We start from the raw sequence: 16936 nt of genomic DNA on the forward strand, positions 1-16936 counted from the left end.
CGGATCATGGCTGGACACCACGGACCGGACCGCGACGCCGACCCGCGTGCCCGGGCGCAGGGCGCACCGCCGCCCGGCACGGGACCGCCCGAGGGCGCGCCGCCACAGGCCGGGCCGGAGCCGGGCGCCGCACCGCACGCCGCGCCCGAAGAGCGCGACCGCCCGGCTCCGCCCTCCCCACCGGAGCCCGAGGTCACGGAGGCGGAAATCCTTGAGGCCGAGCCCGAGGAGGCCGACGCGCCGCTCGCCCGGCCGGAACCGGCCGAGGAGTCCCCGCTCGTCGCGGAGCTCGACGCCAAGGTCGCCGCGCTCGAGGACCGCTGGCTGCGGGCCGTAGCCGACCTCGACAACCTGCGCAAACGCATGCTCCGGGACATGGAGCGGGTGCGCGCCGAGGAGCGCGCCCGGGTCGCCGCCGAGTTCCTGCCGGTGATCGACAACCTGGACCGGGCGCTGGAGCACGCCGACGCCGAGCCCGCGGCCGTGGCCGAGGGCGTGCGGGCGATCCGCGCCCAGGCGATCGACGTCATGGCCCGGCTCGGCTTCCCGCGGCAGGACGACGAGGGCGCGCCGTTCGACCCCACCCGCCACGAGGCCGTGGGCACGGTCGCCGACCCCGCGGCCAAGCCCGGCACGGTCGCCAAGGTGCTCCGCCCCGGCTACGGCGAGGACGGCCGCTTCCTGCGCCCGGCGATGGTGGTCGTGGCCACCGATCCCGGGCAGGACGGGACGTGACGGCGGGGCGGGCCGATGGCCGAGCGTGACTTCTACGAGATCCTCGGGGTGCCGCGGACCGCGACCCAGGAGGAGATCCAGCGCGCCTACCGCAAGCTCGCCCGCAAGTACCACCCGGACGTCAACAAGGACCCCGGCGCGGCCGACCGGTTCAAGGAGATCTCCGAGGCGTACCACGTGCTGTCCGACCCCAAGACGCGCAAGCGGTACGACGCGTTCGGGCCGAACTTCCGGCAGGTGCCGGAGGACATCGACCCGGAGATGTACGCCCGGGCGGGTGCCGGGGCCGGGCACGGCGGCGGGCCCGGGTGGCACCGGGCGGGCGGCCGCGGCCCGTTCGGGTTCGGCGGGTTCGGGGTCGACATCGACCTGGAGGACCTGTTCGGCGACATCTTCGGCGGGCGTGCGCACGGCCCGATCCCCGGCCCCGACCAGGAGGCCGAGCTCGTGCTCACCGTCGAGGAGGCGTACCGGGGCGGGCGGCGCACGATCACCGTCAGTGGCCCGGCCGGCCCGCGCACGCTCACCGTGACGATCCCGGCCGGGGTGACGAACGGCCAGCGCATCCGCCTCTCCGGGCAGGGCGGTGCCGGGATCGACGGCGGCCCGCCCGGCGACCTCTACCTGATCGTCCGGCTCGCCGAGCACCCCCGCTACCGCGTGGACGGGCGCGACATCCACGTGCGGCTGCCGGTGGCGCCGTGGGAGGCCGCGCTCGGCGCGACCGTCACGCTCGACACCCCCGCCGGCCCGGCGAGCGTGAAGGTGCCGCCCGGCACCTCCAGCGGACGGCGGCTCCGGCTGCGCGGCCGCGGCCTGCCCAACCCGCGCGGCGAGCCCGGCGACCTCTACGCCGAGGTGCGGATCATGGTCCCCGCCGAGCCCACCGAGGCCGAGCGCCGCCTGTTCGAGCAGCTCGCGTCCGTGTCCTGCTTCGACCCGAGGAGGCCGCGATGAGCTTCGGCATGGTCCGGATCACCCGGACCGACCTGATGGACCCGGACGCGTTCGCGCGGGCCTGCGGGCTCCACCCCGAGCTGGTACGCCGCCTGGTGGTGCTCGGCCTGCTCGAGGCGTTCACCGACCGGTCCGGGCGGATGTGGCTGCCGCGGTCCCAGCTCGCGGTCGCCGCCCGCATCCAGCGGCTGCGCGCCGCGCTCCCGGTCAACTACGCCGCGCTCGGGCTCGTCATCGACCTGCTCGACCGCATCGCCGAACTCGAGGCCGCGCTGCGCCGCCGCCCCGCCGCCGGGCCGCCGGGCGCCGCGGCCGGCCGTACCCGGCCCCAGCCCCTGGCGCGCAGGCCGGATGACACCTACCGCACCTGGGGGTGACCGTGGATCCGAACCGTCTGACGCAGAAGTCGCAGGAGGCGCTGCACGACGCGCAGTCGAAGGCGCTGCACTTCGGGCACACCGAGGTCGACGGGGAGCACCTGCTCGCCGCGCTGCTCGACCAGGCCGACGGGCTCGCGCCCCGGGTCGTCGAACGGGCGGGCGGCGACCTGGAGCGGCTGCGGGCCGAGCTGGAGGCCGAGCTGTCCCGCCGTCCCCGGGTGAGCGGGCCGGGCGCGGCGCCCGGCCAGGTCTACCTGACCCAGCGGGTGGCCCGGCTGCTGGATGCGGCCGACCGTGAGGCGCGGCGGCTGCGCGACGAGTACGTGTCGGTCGAGCACCTGCTCATGGCGCTGCTCGAGGAGGGGCCGGAGACCGCGGCCGGGCGCATCCTGCGCGAGGAAGGGCTCACCCGCGACCGGTTCCTGCAGGCGCTCACCGGCATCCGCGGCGCCCAGCGGGTCACCTCGGCCATGCCCGAGGTGGCGTACGAGGCGCTGGAGAAGTACGGCCGCGACCTGGTGGCGGACGCCCGCGCGGGGCGGCTCGACCCGGTGATCGGCCGGGACACCGAGATCCGCCGCGTGGTGCAGATCCTGTCCCGCAAGACCAAGAACAACCCGGTGCTCATCGGCGACCCCGGCGTCGGCAAGACCGCGATCGTCGAGGGCCTCGCCCAGCGCATCGCCGCCGGGGACGTGCCCGAGGGCCTGCGCGACAAGACGATCTTCAGCCTCGACATGGGCGCGCTCGTCGCCGGGGCGAAGTACCGAGGCGAGTTCGAGGAACGGCTCAAGGCGGTGCTCAACGAGGTGAAGGCCGCCGCCGGGCAAATCCTGCTGTTCGTCGACGAGCTGCACACCGTGGTCGGCGCAGGCGCGGCCGAGGGCGCGGTGGACGCGGGCAACATGCTCAAGCCGATGCTCGCCCGCGGCGAGCTGCACATGATCGGCGCGACCACGGTGCAGGAGTACCGGCAGCGCATCGAGAAGGACGCGGCGCTGGAGCGGCGGTTCCAGCCGGTGCTGGTGGACGAGCCGTCGGTGGAGGACGCCATCTCGATCCTGCGCGGCCTGCGGGAACGCCTCGAGGTGTTCCACGGGGTGCGCATCCAGGACAACGCGCTCGTCGCCGCGGTCGTGCTCAGCCACCGGTACATCTCCGACCGCTACCTGCCGGACAAGGCGATCGACCTGGTGGACGAGGCGTGCGCGATGCTGCGCACCGAGATCGACTCGATGCCCGCCGAGCTCGACGAACTCACCCGGCGGGTCACCCGGCTGGAGATCGAGGAGGCCGCGCTCGCCAAGGAGGACGACCCGGCGAGCCGGGAACGGCTGGAGGAGCTGCGCAAGGAGCTCGCCGACGCGCGCGCCGAGGCGAACTCGATGCGGGCCCAGTGGGAGGCCGAGCGGAACGCGCTGCGCAAGGTGCAGGCGCTGCGCCAGGAGATCGAGTCGGTACGGCACCAGGCCGAGGTGGCCGAGCGGGAGTACGACCTCAACCTCGCCGCCGAGCTGCGCCACGGCAGGTTGCCCGAGCTGCGGCGGCGGCTGGAGGCCGAGGAGGAGCGGCTGGAGTCGCGGCTCGGCCGGCGGCGGCTGCTGCGCGAGGTGGTCACCGAGGAGGAGATCGCCCAGATCGTGTCCCGGTGGACCGGCATCCCGGTGAGCAGGCTGCAGGAGAGCGAGCGGGAGAAGGTGCTGCGGCTCGACGAGGTGCTGCACCAGCGGGTGGTCGGCCAGGACGAGGCGGTCCGGCTCGTCTCGGACGCGATCATCCGGGCGCGGGCCGGGGTTCAGGACCCGCGGCGGCCGATCGGGTCGTTCATCTTCCTCGGGCCCACCGGGGTCGGCAAGACCGAGCTCGCCAAGTCGCTCGCCGCGGCGCTGTTCGACACCGAGGACAACATGGTGCGGCTCGACATGAGCGAGTACCAGGAGCGGCACACGGTGAGCCGGCTCGTCGGCGCGCCGCCCGGCTACGTGGGTTACGAGGAGGGCGGCCAGCTCACCGAGGCGGTGCGGCGCAAGCCGTACTCGGTGGTGCTGTTCGACGAGATCGAGAAGGCGCACCCGGACGTGTTCAACGCGCTGCTGCAGGTGCTCGACGACGGGCGGCTCACCGACGCGCAGGGCCGTACCGTGGACTTCCGCAACACCGTGATCATCATGACCTCGAACATCGGGTCGGAGTACCTGCTCGAGGGGGTCACGCCGGGCGGCGAGATCAAGCCGGAGGGCCGGGAGCTGGTGATGGCCGCGCTGCGGCGGCACTTCCGGCCGGAGTTCCTCAACCGGGTCGACGAGATCGTGCTGTTCAAGCCGCTCACCGAGCCGGAGATCGAGCGGATCGTCGAGCTCATGGTCGCCGACCTGCGTCGCCGGCTCGCCGACCGGCGGATCGCGCTGCGGATGACCCAGGCGGCGCGCGCCTACATCGCCCGGCAGGGGTTCGACCCGGTGTACGGGGCGCGGCCGCTGCGCCGGTACATCGCGCGCGAGCTGGAGACCCGGGTCGGCCGCGCCCTGCTCACCGGTGAGGTTCAGGACGGCTCGGTGATCAACGTGGACGTCGCCGAGGGCGAGCTCGTCATCGAGTTCGCCGACTTCGAGGACTGACCGCCGGTCACGGCAGGCCGGGCGCCCGGCGCGCCGGGTCGTCGGCGGCCGCGGCGAGCCAGGCGAGGTTCTCCTTGCCCTCGACCACGGAGGAGGTGAGCGTGCCCACCTCGGCGATGGTGATCGCGATCTCGTCGCCGGGGCGCAGCGTGAACGGCAGGTCCGGCACGAGGCAGGTGCCGGTGGCGAGCACCACACCGTCGGGGAACACGTCGGCGCGGAACAGGTACGCCACGAGGTCGTCGAGCCTGCGGTGGAGCTGGGCCGTGCTCGCCGTACCGGACCAGGCGACCTCGCCGTCGCGGCGGATGACGAGCTCGATGGCGAGCGCGTACGGGTCGGCCACCTCCCAGGCCGGGCGGATCGCCGGGCCGACGCCGCAGCCGCCCAGGTACACCTTGGCCTGCGGCAGATAGAGCGGGTTCTCGCCCTCGATGGTGCGCGAGCTCATGTCGTTCACCACCGTGTAGCCGGCGATCTCGGCGTGCCGGTTGAGCACGAGGCCGAGCTCGGGTTCGGGCACGTCGACCGCGGAGTCGGCACGGATCGCCACGGACTCGCCGTCGCCGGTCACCCGCCAGGCCGCGGACTTGAAGAACAGCTCGGGCCGCTCGGCGTCGTAGACGAGCTCGTAGACGTCGGCCGCCTTCTCGCTCTCCACCTTCCGGGCGTCCCGGGACCGCTCGTAGGTGACCCCGGCGGCCCACACCTCCATGCGGCCGTCGACCGGGGGCAGCAGCCGCGCCTTCGCGGTCTCGTGGCGGGGCCCGTCGGCGGCGGCGCACCGCTCGCGCACCTCGGCGAGCGGGAGCCGCAGCAGGTCGGCCACCCCCGTGAGGCCGGACAGCTCGGTGATCACTTCCCCGTCGTCGACGCCGAGCGCGCTGCGGCCGGTCGCCGGGCTGATAAATCGCACGACACGCATCTCCACTCCTTAGGTCGCGGCTCGCCTCCGTGGCGTCGTGACATAACGCGTCATAACGCTAGATAACACGCGTAACGGCCATCCGAGTATGACGTCCGGTCAGGCGGGGGAGAATGCCCGAGCGACGGCCCGGCCCGGATCCGGGGGATCCGCCGGTCACCGTCGCCCGTGTCCGGTACGCCCTCGGCAGGGGGCGAAGGTGTGCTAGGGATGTCCGGGTGATGCCGTTGACTCCGTTGCGATCACGCGGCGGCCCCGCGATGGGGCGGGCCGCCCGGGGCGTGCGCCGTCCGGTCGCGTCCGCCCTGCTCGCCGTGGCCATGCTCGCCGCCGCCGGATGCGCGGGCGGCGCCGCGCCGCAGGAGACACGGCAGGCCGGTCCGGGTACGGCGGGCGGCGGTGCGCCGCAGGGCGCCGCCGCGCCGGCCGGGGGCGCGCGGGCCGCGGCCGAGGCGGTGACCCGGCGGCCACGGATCCCCAAGGGCGTCACCCCCGGCTACATGGTGTTCGACACCAAGACCGGCAAGGTCACCGCGCAGTACCGGGCCCACGCCCGGTACCGGTCGGCCTCCGTGGTGAAGGTCCTCATCGCGCTCGACTACCTGGAGTCCCGGCCGCGCGGGTCGGCGATCCCCAAGCGCGATCTGGCGCTGCTGCAGCCGATGCTGCGGTCGAGCCACGACGACGCGGCCTCGGCGCTGTGGCGGCGGGGCGGCCAGCGGGCGATCATCCAGCGCATGGCGCGGCGGCTGCGGCTCACCGACAGCGGGCCGCCGCCCGCCGACAAGCCCGGGTACTGGGGCTACACCGCGATCAGCGCGGCCGACGTGGTGAAGATCTACCGCTACCTGCTGGAACGCGCCGACCCCGCGCACCGCGCGTTCATCCTCGGCAACCTGCGCAAGGCCACCAAGTGCGGGGCCGACGGGTTCTACCAGTACTTCGGCATCCCGGACGCGGCGCCGCGGCCGTGGGCGGTGAAGCAGGGCTGGTCCGGGTACGGCATGACGCCGCCGGTCCCCTGCGCCCGGACGCGGGCCTCGTCGCTGACGGCCACCCCCGCCGCGGCCACGACGGCCGCCGCGCGGCGGGCGGCCGCGGGGGCGCCCGGGGTCGACTTCACCCGGCCCGTGCTGCACACCACCGGCCTCGTCGGGCGAAATGAACGTTTCATCATGGCCGTGCTCACCTCCCAGCCCAGGGGCGCCACCTGGCAGAGCTCGGTGGCCCGGATCACCGCGCTGACCAAGGAGGTGTACCGGGCGGGCGTCCGCGAGTAGCCGCACCGCCCGGCCCGGCCGTACCGGGCGGGCGGCCGTACCGGCCGGATGCGGACAAAAGCCCACCTCCCAACCCTCGGGACGGCGCTGTAGCGTGTCGCCGAACCCACCCCGAACATCCCGAACCAGTGCGGTTCGGGCACACGTCAGGCGTTCACCGAGGGAGACGGTATGGCGGTGAAGTGTCGCGCTGAGCACGTCGGCAGCCTGCTGCGTCCGCCCGCGCTGCTGGAGGCCCGCGCCGCGCACAAGCGGGGCGAGATCTCCGACGAGGAGCTGCGGGCCCGGGAGGACGAGGCCGCGCTCGCCGCGCTCGAGCTGCAGCGCTCGGTCGGCCTGCAGATCTTCACCGACGGCGAGGTACGGCGCGCCACCTGGATGGCCGGCCTGCTCGAGCAGCTCGGCGGCGTGGTGCCGGTCGAGGCGCCCAAGCACATCTGGCACCGGGACGACGGCGAGCCACCGGAGGACGAGACCGACTTCGAGATGGTGGCCGCCCGCGACAAGCTCTACCGGAAGAAGACGCTCACCCTCGCCGAGGCCGAGTTCCTGCTGCGCCACTCCCCCGGCCAGTTCAAGATCACGATGATGAGCGCGTCGATGGGCCCGATGCTCTGGCACAAGGACGTGAGCCCGCCCACCTACCCGACGCCGGCCGACATGATGCGGGACCTGGTGCCGCTGCAGATCAAGGAGATCGAGGAGCTCATCGAGCTCGGCGTCACCTGGATCCAGCTCGACTCGCTCGGCTACAACCGGGTCATCGACCGCCGGTTCGAGGCGGCGATCGGCGGCACGGACAGCGAGAAGGCGCGCCAGACCCACCTCGAGCGCACGGTCGCCGTCGACGCCGAGCTGGTCCGCGCCGCCAAGCGCAAGAACCCCGACGTGACGGTCGGCATGCACATCTGCCGGGGCAACAACCGCAGCGCCTGGATGTCCGAGGGCGGCTACGACCCGATCGCCGAGAAGCTGTTCACCCAGGTCGGGGTCGACCGGTTCCTGCTCGAGTACGACTCCGAGCGCGCCGGTGGCTTCGAGCCGCTCCGCTTCGTGCCGAAGGGCACCACGGTCGTGCTCGGCCTCGTCTCGTCCAAGACCCCCGTGCTCGAGTCCCAGGACGACCTGCTGCGCCGGATCGAGGAGGCGTCGCGGTACGTCGACCCCGAGTACCTGGCGATCAGCCCGCAGTGCGGCTTCGCGTCCACCGCGCTCGGCAACCTGCTCACCGTCGACGACCAGCGCCGCAAGCTCGAGCTCGTGGTCTCCACGGCCGAGCGCGCCTGGGGCTGAGCGCGCGCCTCGCCGTACGGGCCCGGAGGCCGTGTTTCTCCGGCGGCGCGGCCTTCGGGCCCTGTCGTGTGCGACGGCGCGGTGATCGCTGGGAAGGTGTCCTGCGGTGACGGGTGGCGTGTGCCAGGCGGGAGGACACGATGACCGATGCGCCGGACGGCGGCACGGCGGCCGGACCACGCTGACGGGCGCTCGCCGACGTGACGGCCGCCTTCCCCAAGCTCAGCCGGATCGGCTTCCCCGGAAGCCGTGTTCTGCGGCGGCGCCGCCTGCGGGCCCCTTTCCGCGCGACGATGCGTTGATCGCAGGGGAAGGTGTCCTGCGGGACGGGTGGCGTGTGCCAGGCGGGAGGACACGATGACCGATGCGCCGGACGGCGGCACGGCGGCCGGGCCGCGGTGGCGGGTGCTCGCCGAGGTGGCGGCCGTCTTCCTCAAGCTGGGCCTGATCGGCTTCGGCGGTCCGGCCGCCCACATGGCGCTCATGCGCGACGAGCTGGTACGGCGCCGCGGCTGGGTGAGCGACCAGCGCTTCCTCGACCTGATGGGCGCGGTCAACTTCATCCCCGGCCCGAACTCGACCGAGCTCGCCATCCATCTCGGCCACGACCGCGCCCGCTCGCGCGGCCTCATCGTGGCCGGGGTCTGCTTCATCCTCCCGGCCTTCGCGATCGTCACCGCCCTCGCCTGGGCGTACGTCCGCTACGGCACCACCCCAGCCGTGGCCGGCCTGCTCTACGCCGTCAAGCCCGTGGTCGTGGCCATCGTCGTCTGGGCGATCGCCGGCCTCCTGCGGACCGCTGTGAAAGACCGCATGACCGGCGTGGCCGCCGCGGCGGGCCTCGCCGCCTACCTGCTCGGCGTGAACGAGCTGGCCGTACTCGCCGCCGGCGGCCTCCTCGTCACCGCCGTCCGCACCCGCGCCTCCTGGCTCCCCGGCCGGCTCGGCCGCGGTTCCGGCACCGGCCTCGGAAGCGGGCGTGGCCGGTCGAGCCGGTCGGCCGATGCCGGCCCCGGCGAGGATGACGGCGACCAGGACGCACCCTCGGGTGACCGCACACGCGGCGCGAGCGCCCGGACCACCGGCGGCGACAGGCGCGAGGCAGGCACAAGCCACCGTCACACGGACGAGACCACCCGAGACTCCGGCCAAAAAGACTCCGGCACCGACGAGAACAGCCGCCATACGGACGGCCACGGCGGCAGTGCCACCGCGAACGACCGTGACCCGAGCGGGAGTGATCGGGACACCGGCGAGGGCCGGGAGGCCCGCCCGAGCCATCACGACACGAACGCGACCGGCGAAGACGGCCCCGACGGGAACGGCCGCCGTACGAACGGAAACGGCGGCGGCACCGACGCGAACGACCACGATCCGGACGGGAGCCCACCGGGCGCCACCGGCGGCCTCCCCGCGCTCCTGGCCCCGCTCGCCGCCCCGTACTTCCCCGACCCCACCGGCGGCCAGCTCGCCCAGCTCTTCCTGACCTTCTTGAAGATCGGCGCCGTCCTGTACGGCAGCGGCTACGTCCTTCTCGCCTTCCTCGAAGGCGACCTCGTCGAGCGCCTCGGGTGGATCACCAACACCCAGCTCCTCGACGCCGTCTCCATCGGCCAGGTCACCCCGGGCCCCGTCTTCACCACCGCCACCTTCATCGGCTACCTGGTCATGGGCCTCCCCGGCGCCGTCCTCGCCACCATCGCCATCTTCCTGCCGTCCTTCGTCTTCGTCGGCCTCCTCACCCGCATCATCGACGTCATCCGCAACCGCACCTGGTCCGCCGCCTTCCTCGACGGCGTCAACGCCACCGCCCTCGCCCTCATGACCGGCGTCACCCTCCACCTGGCCCGCGACGCCTTGGTCGACCCCCTCACCGTCGCGCTCGCTGTCCTCGCCCTCCTCCTTCAATGGCGCACCCGCCTCAACACCGCCTGGCTCATCGGCGCCGCCGCCGCCCTCGGCGCGGTCCGCGCCCTCATTCTCTGACCCTTCCAGTACACGGCCAGGCTTTTCGTTCATCACAATGATGAACAAACTCGCCGGCCCTGTCGGCCCACAGACTTACTCGTTAAAATCCGTTCGACCACCCTCGCCGCCTCCGCTCGTCGACTACTGCCACCTCACGAGCCGAAACCCGATCCACCCGAGACTCTTCCACCTTTCATCGAGACAGAAGCGAGCGTGACGCAGATGAACGATGAACCCGACAACGAACCGTCTGGCCACGACACCTTTGCGTACTTTGACGGTGATGACATCGGGCCGAGGTTGGAGCTACTGCTACTGGACAACAAGATAGAGGAGGCCCGCCAATACAGCTTGTCAATCAATCAAGCCCTGACCCAGGCCCGCACATTACTAGAGGACATCCACCCGGTAGAAGTCATTATTTTCGGCGGGGATGATCTATTCGTTTCCTGGCCGGACGACAAAGTCGCGCTATCAGATATCGAAAACGTGAAACGAGTATTTCTTGAGATGACCGGCAACACCATGAGCGTCGGATTGGGCCGGTCACCGAAGGAGGCCATGCACAACCTTCGCCGCGCGAAGTTACTCGGCAAAGACAAGATCGTTCAACCGTTGTGAGATGTTCAACGCAGTAAAGCAGCACCCTGACGAGCTGTACATATTCGTCACCTCGGAGCGTCCGGATCCTTATGTCAATGTTCTCGCCCTTCTCTTACCCGACAGCCACATATCCGCGGTGCACCTTGTTGCGATCAAGGAGCATGAGTATGCAGGCGAGCAGCTTGAAGGGCGATTAGGATCGATCACATCGCGAATCCATGATCGACTTGAGGATCTCTCCCGTCGATGCGCCCAAGAGAACCCCTACTGGTCCGCTCGATATACCGCAACGTTGAATAAACTGGACTCGATCGGTACCCGAAACGATGTGATCAATGGCCGGACCTCGACGACAGGCTAAGAGAGATCGTTGCAAAGGGGTCGCTTTTTTCGATGTCACCACACTTAAAAAGCACCTACTCGTCGAGGTGGTGGCGATCCTCCTCTCCCGAGGATGCACTCGCGTTCATAGTTTCGACCTCATCAAAGCGCCTACGCATGACGAGCGGGATCTAATCCATAACCTCAAGCCGAGCGTTTTCGCCTACCGGACGCTCAGCCAGAGCCGCCACATCGCGAATGCGCAAAAGCGAATGCTGGCCCGATCCCTCACCTTAAAAACACTACTGCTCATCACCGGACTGGTAGCCGCGCTCGTCCTCTTGGTCGAAATACTATTCGATGAGACATGGCTGGACCAGGCAATCCTCACCATAGGAACCATTACGACGATCGGCGGCTTCTTCTCCCTATTACTTCGCGAGAACCACTGACGTCAGACGAGATCCTTTGCCGTCCGTGTTCCACCCTCGGAACCCTCTCCGCTCTCCCGAGAACGGCCATGATCCGTGTGATGAGCGTCGCCCTCTGCTCATAAGGCCCCGCACCGCTACGTGCGGGGCAGCTGCCTGAACGTGTCAACAGGCCGTCCTCCGGCCGCCTGCCCATCACGTTTCGCGCACACACCAGCGGGCGTCGAACAGCACCCGCCGCCCCGCGCCCTCGGCTCGGGCTCGTATGGCCGTAGCCGCGACACGCCACGCGTCACTGGCTCGCCTAGGCCGGGCCGTACGAGCCCGCGGCCGGGGGCGGTCAGACGAGCGGGTCGCGGGGGAGGCCGAGGATGCGTTCGGCGATCAGGTTGCGCTGGATCTCGGAGGTGCCCCAGGCGACGGACATGATGCGGCTGCGGAGGGTCTGCAGGGCCGCGGCGGCGCCGGGGCCGTCGGTGAAGGCGGCCTCGGCACCGGCGAGGTCGGCGAGGAGGGCGGCGGTCTCGTGGTTGTGTTCGGCGAGGATGAGCTTGGTGACGCTGCCCTGGGGGCCCGGCGGTGCGGCGGTGATGGCGCGGCGCAGGTTGAGGAGGGACAGGGCGTGGCGTTCGGCCAGGTGGCGGCCGATGCGGGCCGCCCCGCCGGGGATGCGCTCGCCGTAGCTGAGGAGCCGGTCGCGGGTGTAGGCGTCGGTGATCTCGAAGGGGTCGCCCGCGCCGACGGCGACGCGTTCGTCGGCGAGGGTCTCGCGGGCGATGGGCCAGCCGCGGCCGGGCTCGCCGACGACGTCGGCGTCGGGGACGAACACGTCGGTGAGGAAGACCTCGTTGAACTCGGCGTCGCCGGTGATCCGGCGGATCGGGCGCACCTCGACGCCGGGGGCCGCCAGGTCGATGATCATCAGGGTGATGCCGTCGTGTTTCGGCGCGTCCGGGTGGGTGCGGACGGTGGCGAGGGCGCGGCGGCTGCGGTGGGCACCGCTCGTCCACACCTTCTGGCCGTTGACCAGCCAGCCGCCCGCGGTGCGCACGGCCCGGGTGCGGACACCGGCCGCGTCGGAACCGGCCTCGGGCTCGCTGAACATCTGGCACCAGGTCTCCTCGCCGAGCAGGGCGGGCCGCAGGTAGCGGTCGAGCTGGTCCCGGGTGCCGTGCCGGATCAGCGCCTGCATGATCCAGCCGGTGAGGCCGAGCCGCGGCCGGGTCACGCCAGCGGCGGCGAGCTCCTCGTCGATGACCCGCTGCAGGCCGGCGCTCGCCGCCAGGCCGTACGGCCGGGGCCACTGCGGCTGCAGGTACCCGGTCTCGGCGAGCCTGCGGCGCCGCTCGGCGGCGGGCAGGGCGGCGATCTCGCGGGCGGTGGCCCGTATCTCGGCGCGGGCCGCCTCGGCCTCGGGCGGGATGTCGGGTGCGGCTTCGCGGCACACGCCCTTGGCGCCGAGCCGTACCACGTCCTCGGCGGCGGCGTGCGCGGGGAAGACGGCCGCGAGGGTGGCGGCCCGGCGCAGCAGCAGGTGGGCGTCGTGCTCCCAGGTGAGGCCGATCGCCCCGTGGACCTGGATGTTGAGCTGGGCGTTGCGGGCGAAGGCGGGTACGGCGAGCGCGAGGGCCACGGCGGCGGCGAGCTCGAACCGGTCCTGCGGGCCGGCGGCGGCGCGGGCCGCGTCCCACACCGCGGCGGCGGCCGACTCGGCGGCCACGTGCATGTCGGCGCAGTGGTGCTTGACCGCCTGGAAGGACCCGATGGCCCGGGCGAACTGGGTGCGGGTCTTGGCGTACCCGACGGCCATGTCGGTGCACTCGGCGGCGCCGCCCACGGCCTCGGCCGCGACCAGGGTGCGGGCGATCGCCTCGGCGCGGGGGCGGCCGCCGCGGATCAGGTCGTCCTCGGTGACGGGTACGGCGTGCAGGCGGACCCGGGCGGAACGGCGGGCGGGGTCGAGGTTCGGCGGGGTCTCCACGGTCACGCCGGGGCGGCCCCGGTCGAGGATCACCAGGTCGTCGCCGACGGCGAGGACGAGCAGCCGGGCCGGTCCGGCGCCCAGGACCACGCCGACGTCGCCGGTGACCACGCCGTGCCCGGCGTCCGGCTCCGCGGCGAGGGTGAGCGAGCCGGACAGGCCGAGCGCCGCAGGGGTCTCTCCGGCGGCCAGGCCGGGCAGGTGCGCGGCCCGCTGGGCCGCGGTGCCGCAGTCGGCGATCACCGCCGATGCGATCATCGTGGGCAGGAACGGGCCGGGCGCCACCGCCCTGCCGAGCTCCTCGGCGACCACGACGAGCTCGGGGAGGCCGTGACCGCCCCCGCCGTACTCCTCCGGCAGGTGCAGGCCGATCAGGCCGAGGTCGGCGAACTCGGCCCAGAACTCCGGCGGCCGTTCCTCGGCGGCCTCCAGGAGGGCGCGTGACGCGGCGCGCGCCTGCCTCGCGCGCAGAAACGAACGGATCATCGAGGCCAGTTCGCGGTGTTCTTCGCTGATGGCGACGGCCATGGCTCCTCCGGATAGGTACACGCGCCTTCATTTGTGTACCGATCCCGCCCGCCGTGAATAGAGACTTATGGCCCTTGAAATAACACGCTGCGTAGCCATTGCGGGAAAAGCCGTGACCAATTACGTGGATCACGGCGATCCCTAATTCGCCGTCGCACGATACAGCCGGCGTCGGCGCCGGTCGGCCGCCTCGCCGTCGACCCGATGGTGCGGCGCCGAGCCGAACCGCCGTCCGGGACCCCGGCCCGGCTCCGCCCGGCTCAGGAAGGAACGGCGCAGCAGCCGCGATGCGGTGGCCGTACAAGCTCAAAGGTTCGACACCGCAGAACACGAATTGCCGCGACGGTCCCGGAGCCGAACCTCTTCACCGTAAGTTGAATTACAGCGGATTCCGGTATGCCCCAAAGTGGGGGAATCATGAAAAAGACACGTGCGGCCATCGGAAGCGCCGCCTTCTTCATCGCCGCCCCCGGCACGGTGACCGTCCTGATCCCATGGCTGATCACTGACTGGGAGAGCCGCGACCTGCTGCCCGAAACGCTCTCCTGGGCGACGCCCGTGCTCCGGGCCGCCGGAATCGCGCTCATCCTGGCGGGCTCCGCCGTGGTGATCAACGCGTTCGTGCGGTTCGTGGTGAACGGCCTGGGCACGCCCGCGCCCGTCGCGCCACCCGAGCACCTGGTGGTGACCGGCCTCTACCGGCACGTGCGGAATCCCATGTACGTGGGCGTGCTGGCCGTGATCATCGGCGAGGCCCTGCTACTCGGCCGGTGGGAGCTGCTGGTGTACGCCGCCATCGCGTTCGCCTGCATGTACACCTTCGTCCGCGGCTACGAGGAGCCGCAGCTGCGCAGGCAGTTCGGGCAGGAGTACGAGACCTACCGCGCGGCCGTACCGGGATGGTGGCCGCGCCTGCGCCCCTGGCGACCGTGACGCCGACCGTATTCCGTGCTGTACAGGTCACACCGCCACCTCAGATGCCACCCTCCACCGGTCTCCCCATCGGCAATTGACTGGTCGGCGATTCGGCTCCGAACCCCTCCTCCTCCCCTCGCCTCCCAACCGGAACCCGGATCCGTGCCACCACGTTCTGGAGCTCGGCCGCTACGAAGAGTTGCCCGGCATGCGGACGTGCTTGCCGCCCTCCGGCCGCCGGCCGTGTTCCCCTCGTTCTCCTCGGCCGCCCGGCCGGCCCCGGGACGGGGCGCCGGCAGGAGAGCGGACGGGTAACCGGTGCGGTCACTGCTCTTACTCGACCCGCCGGAGCATCAGGTGCCGCGGCGGGTGGTGGCGCGGGGGTTCACGCCGCAGGCGGTGCCGTGGCTCGAGCCTGCGGTACGGGACTTCGCCACCGGTGATGACGCGGGCGCCGTGGCGGAACTCGTGTCGGGCCCGGCCGTACCGCGCTCGGCGACACAGACTCCGGTCCGCCCCCACCGGTCGCTTCACCCCGGAGGCCGCTCGCGCGGGTCAGGCGCCCACGCCGGACAGCCGCGGCCGGCGGGCCAGCCAGACCGCCAGGGCGAGCAGCGACGCGCGCACCCGGGCATCCACAGGCTGGTACCGGCCGGTACGGCACCGCGGGCCGGGCAGCCGGCCGAACAGCCAGACCTGCCGCTCCCGCCGTCGTGCTGAAGGCGGGCGACCGCCAGATCGCGACGACCACGCCCGCGCTCGTCGCCGGCAGGGCGCGTCCGAGCCGGCCGGCGACGACCGCGGCCAGCCCGGTCGCCGCGCCCACCGCCACGAGGACGCCCGAGGCCACCAGCGCGAGCACGAGGTCGATCCCGAGCACGCGCGCGAGCCCGGTGGCGAACGCCATGGCGGGCGAGACCGGCATCGCCGACAGCGGCTCCAGGCGCGGATCGGACCGGTGCGAGCACGCCGCCACCGCGCCGAGCAGCAGCACGACCGGCACCACCGCACTGAACAGCTGCACGACCGCCCCCACGGTCGGCGCGACGCGGGCGAGCAGCACCGCCACGGCGAGGCCCGCCGCGGTCAGCGGGCCGATGGACCAGGGCATGAGCCGCGCCTGCGCCACCACCCGGCCGCCGGCCGCCAGGACGCCCGGAACGAAGGACGGGGCACGGATCGCGCGCGGCCTGCGGCGATCTCCGGCAGCCCGCTCAGCAGCTCGTCGTAGGACGGCACCACGACCGGCCCGAGCAGTCGCTCGTCGGCCTCCCGGACCCCGGCCGTCAGGGCGTCCTGCGCCTCATCGTTCACCACTCCGCCCCCCTTCCCGTTTTGTCACCTTTGTCAGGGTCGCCGCCAGAAGCCGACGGGCCGTCCACATGCGGCTTTTGACCGTGCCGGGCGGGACACCGAGTATCGCAGCCACCTCGGGATACGGCAGGTCCTCCGCGAGCACGAGCCCGAGCACCTCACGCAGGTGCTCGGGCAGTTCGAGCACGGCGGCCACGAGCTCCCGGCGGCCGGCCCGGGCCAGCACCTGGTCCTCGACCGCGGGCTCCGCGGCGGGCAGATCCACGGCGTCCTCCAGCTCCACGAGGACCGGCTCGGTTTGCCGCAGGCGGTTGTGCGCCTGCCGCCGGGCCACCCCGAGCAGGTAGGCCCGCACCGAAGCCTCGCCTCGGTAACCGCCCGCCGAGCGCCACACCGCCAGCCAGGACTCCTGGAGGATCTCCTCCGCCACCTCGAGGCGCGCGGTGAGCCGCCGGATCAGTCGCAGCATCCCGGCGGCATGGCGCTCGTAGAGCACACGAAACGCGCACTCCTCACCGGCCGCCACGCGGCGCATGAGTACGGCGTCCGAATACGCCTCAGCGGAAATTTTTGGCGCGGGTGAGCGCTGAGCACGCTCGTATACGACGTCGCCTGCCGTTTCGGTGGGGGAGAATCTGCCGCGTAGCGACACCTGCGTGCTCCGACGTCGTCCCGGCCAAACGATCG

Annotated in this window: 15 protein-coding genes; 10 read left to right on the plus strand and 5 right to left on the minus strand. The window is 72.2% G+C overall.

Annotated features, from left to right (window positions below):
* The first annotated feature begins 6 nt into the window (after positions 1 to 6).
* Genes FHX40_RS19785 through clpB form a run of 4 tightly spaced genes read left to right on the plus strand, consistent with a single transcriptional unit; the run spans position 7 to position 4690 of the window.
* On the plus strand, positions 7 to 735 hold the full coding sequence (locus tag FHX40_RS19785) for a nucleotide exchange factor GrpE (RefSeq protein WP_189136178.1): 729 nt from the start codon (positions 7 to 9) through the stop codon (positions 733 to 735).
* Positions 736 to 750: 15 nt separating this feature from the next.
* Complete coding sequence (locus tag FHX40_RS19790) at positions 751 to 1692, plus strand: DnaJ C-terminal domain-containing protein (protein ID WP_142261013.1); 942 nt, start codon at positions 751 to 753, stop codon at positions 1690 to 1692.
* Positions 1689 to 2069 (plus strand): chaperone modulator CbpM, encoded by a 381-nt coding sequence (locus FHX40_RS19795; protein WP_142261014.1) that lies wholly within the window; start codon positions 1689 to 1691, stop codon positions 2067 to 2069. The genes FHX40_RS19790 and FHX40_RS19795 overlap by 4 nt, the downstream gene beginning before the upstream one ends.
* A gap of 2 nt (positions 2070 to 2071) precedes the next feature.
* A complete protein-coding gene (gene clpB, locus FHX40_RS19800; RefSeq protein WP_142261015.1) occupies positions 2072 to 4690 on the plus strand; it encodes an ATP-dependent chaperone ClpB in 2619 nt (872 codons plus the stop codon).
* A gap of 7 nt (positions 4691 to 4697) precedes the next feature.
* Here clpB and FHX40_RS19805 read toward each other — a convergent pair whose 3' ends face one another.
* A complete protein-coding gene (locus FHX40_RS19805) occupies positions 4698 to 5615 on the minus strand; it encodes a fumarylacetoacetate hydrolase family protein (RefSeq protein WP_142261016.1) in 918 nt (305 codons plus the stop codon).
* Between the two features lie 221 nt (positions 5616 to 5836).
* Here FHX40_RS19805 and FHX40_RS19810 point away from each other — a divergent pair, with 221 nt between their 5' ends.
* The 5 genes from FHX40_RS19810 to FHX40_RS19830 all read left to right on the plus strand — a co-directional run bounded on the left by FHX40_RS19810 (position 5837) and on the right by FHX40_RS19830 (position 11532).
* On the plus strand, positions 5837 to 6895 hold the full coding sequence (locus FHX40_RS19810; protein ID WP_211350324.1) for a serine hydrolase: 1059 nt from the start codon (positions 5837 to 5839) through the stop codon (positions 6893 to 6895).
* Between the two features lie 171 nt (positions 6896 to 7066).
* Positions 7067 to 8188 (plus strand): uroporphyrinogen decarboxylase/cobalamine-independent methonine synthase family protein, encoded by a 1122-nt coding sequence (locus FHX40_RS19815; RefSeq protein WP_142261017.1) that lies wholly within the window; start codon positions 7067 to 7069, stop codon positions 8186 to 8188.
* A gap of 357 nt (positions 8189 to 8545) precedes the next feature.
* Complete coding sequence (locus FHX40_RS19820) at positions 8546 to 10174, plus strand: chromate transporter (protein ID WP_211350326.1); 1629 nt, start codon at positions 8546 to 8548, stop codon at positions 10172 to 10174.
* Between the two features lie 204 nt (positions 10175 to 10378).
* Positions 10379 to 10777, plus strand: coding sequence for a mCpol domain-containing protein (locus FHX40_RS19825; protein ID WP_170198897.1), 399 nt, complete (start codon positions 10379 to 10381; stop codon positions 10775 to 10777).
* A gap of 317 nt (positions 10778 to 11094) precedes the next feature.
* A complete protein-coding gene (locus tag FHX40_RS19830) occupies positions 11095 to 11532 on the plus strand; it encodes a hypothetical protein (protein WP_142261019.1) in 438 nt (145 codons plus the stop codon).
* A gap of 319 nt (positions 11533 to 11851) precedes the next feature.
* Here FHX40_RS19830 and FHX40_RS19835 read toward each other — a convergent pair whose 3' ends face one another.
* The gene (locus tag FHX40_RS19835) at positions 11852 to 14020 is read right to left on the minus strand and encodes an acyl-CoA dehydrogenase family protein (RefSeq protein WP_142261020.1); all 2169 of its coding nucleotides are present in this window, start codon (positions 14018 to 14020) and stop codon (positions 11852 to 11854) included.
* Between the two features lie 417 nt (positions 14021 to 14437).
* Here FHX40_RS19835 and FHX40_RS19840 point away from each other — a divergent pair, with 417 nt between their 5' ends.
* Positions 14438 to 14953, plus strand: coding sequence for a methyltransferase family protein (locus FHX40_RS19840; protein WP_142261021.1), 516 nt, complete (start codon positions 14438 to 14440; stop codon positions 14951 to 14953).
* Positions 14954 to 15320: 367 nt separating this feature from the next.
* Here the strand turns inward: FHX40_RS19840 and FHX40_RS19845 are convergent, their stop codons facing one another.
* Genes FHX40_RS19845 through FHX40_RS19855 form a run of 3 tightly spaced genes read right to left on the minus strand, consistent with a single transcriptional unit; the run spans position 15321 to position 16745 of the window.
* A complete protein-coding gene (locus FHX40_RS19845) occupies positions 15321 to 16046 on the minus strand; it encodes a hypothetical protein (protein ID WP_142261022.1) in 726 nt (241 codons plus the stop codon).
* A complete protein-coding gene (locus FHX40_RS19850; protein WP_142261023.1) occupies positions 16022 to 16249 on the minus strand; it encodes a hypothetical protein in 228 nt (75 codons plus the stop codon). Before FHX40_RS19850 ends, FHX40_RS19845 begins: the two co-directional genes overlap by 25 nt.
* Positions 16239 to 16745 (minus strand): RNA polymerase sigma factor, encoded by a 507-nt coding sequence (locus tag FHX40_RS19855; RefSeq protein WP_229788542.1) that lies wholly within the window; start codon positions 16743 to 16745, stop codon positions 16239 to 16241. Before FHX40_RS19855 ends, FHX40_RS19850 begins: the two co-directional genes overlap by 11 nt.
* Between the last annotated feature and the right edge of the window lie 191 nt (positions 16746 to 16936).

It is taken from the genome of Thermopolyspora flexuosa, from assembly GCF_006716785.1.
GTDB classification, from domain to species: Bacteria; Actinomycetota; Actinomycetes; order Streptosporangiales; family Streptosporangiaceae; genus Thermopolyspora; species Thermopolyspora flexuosa.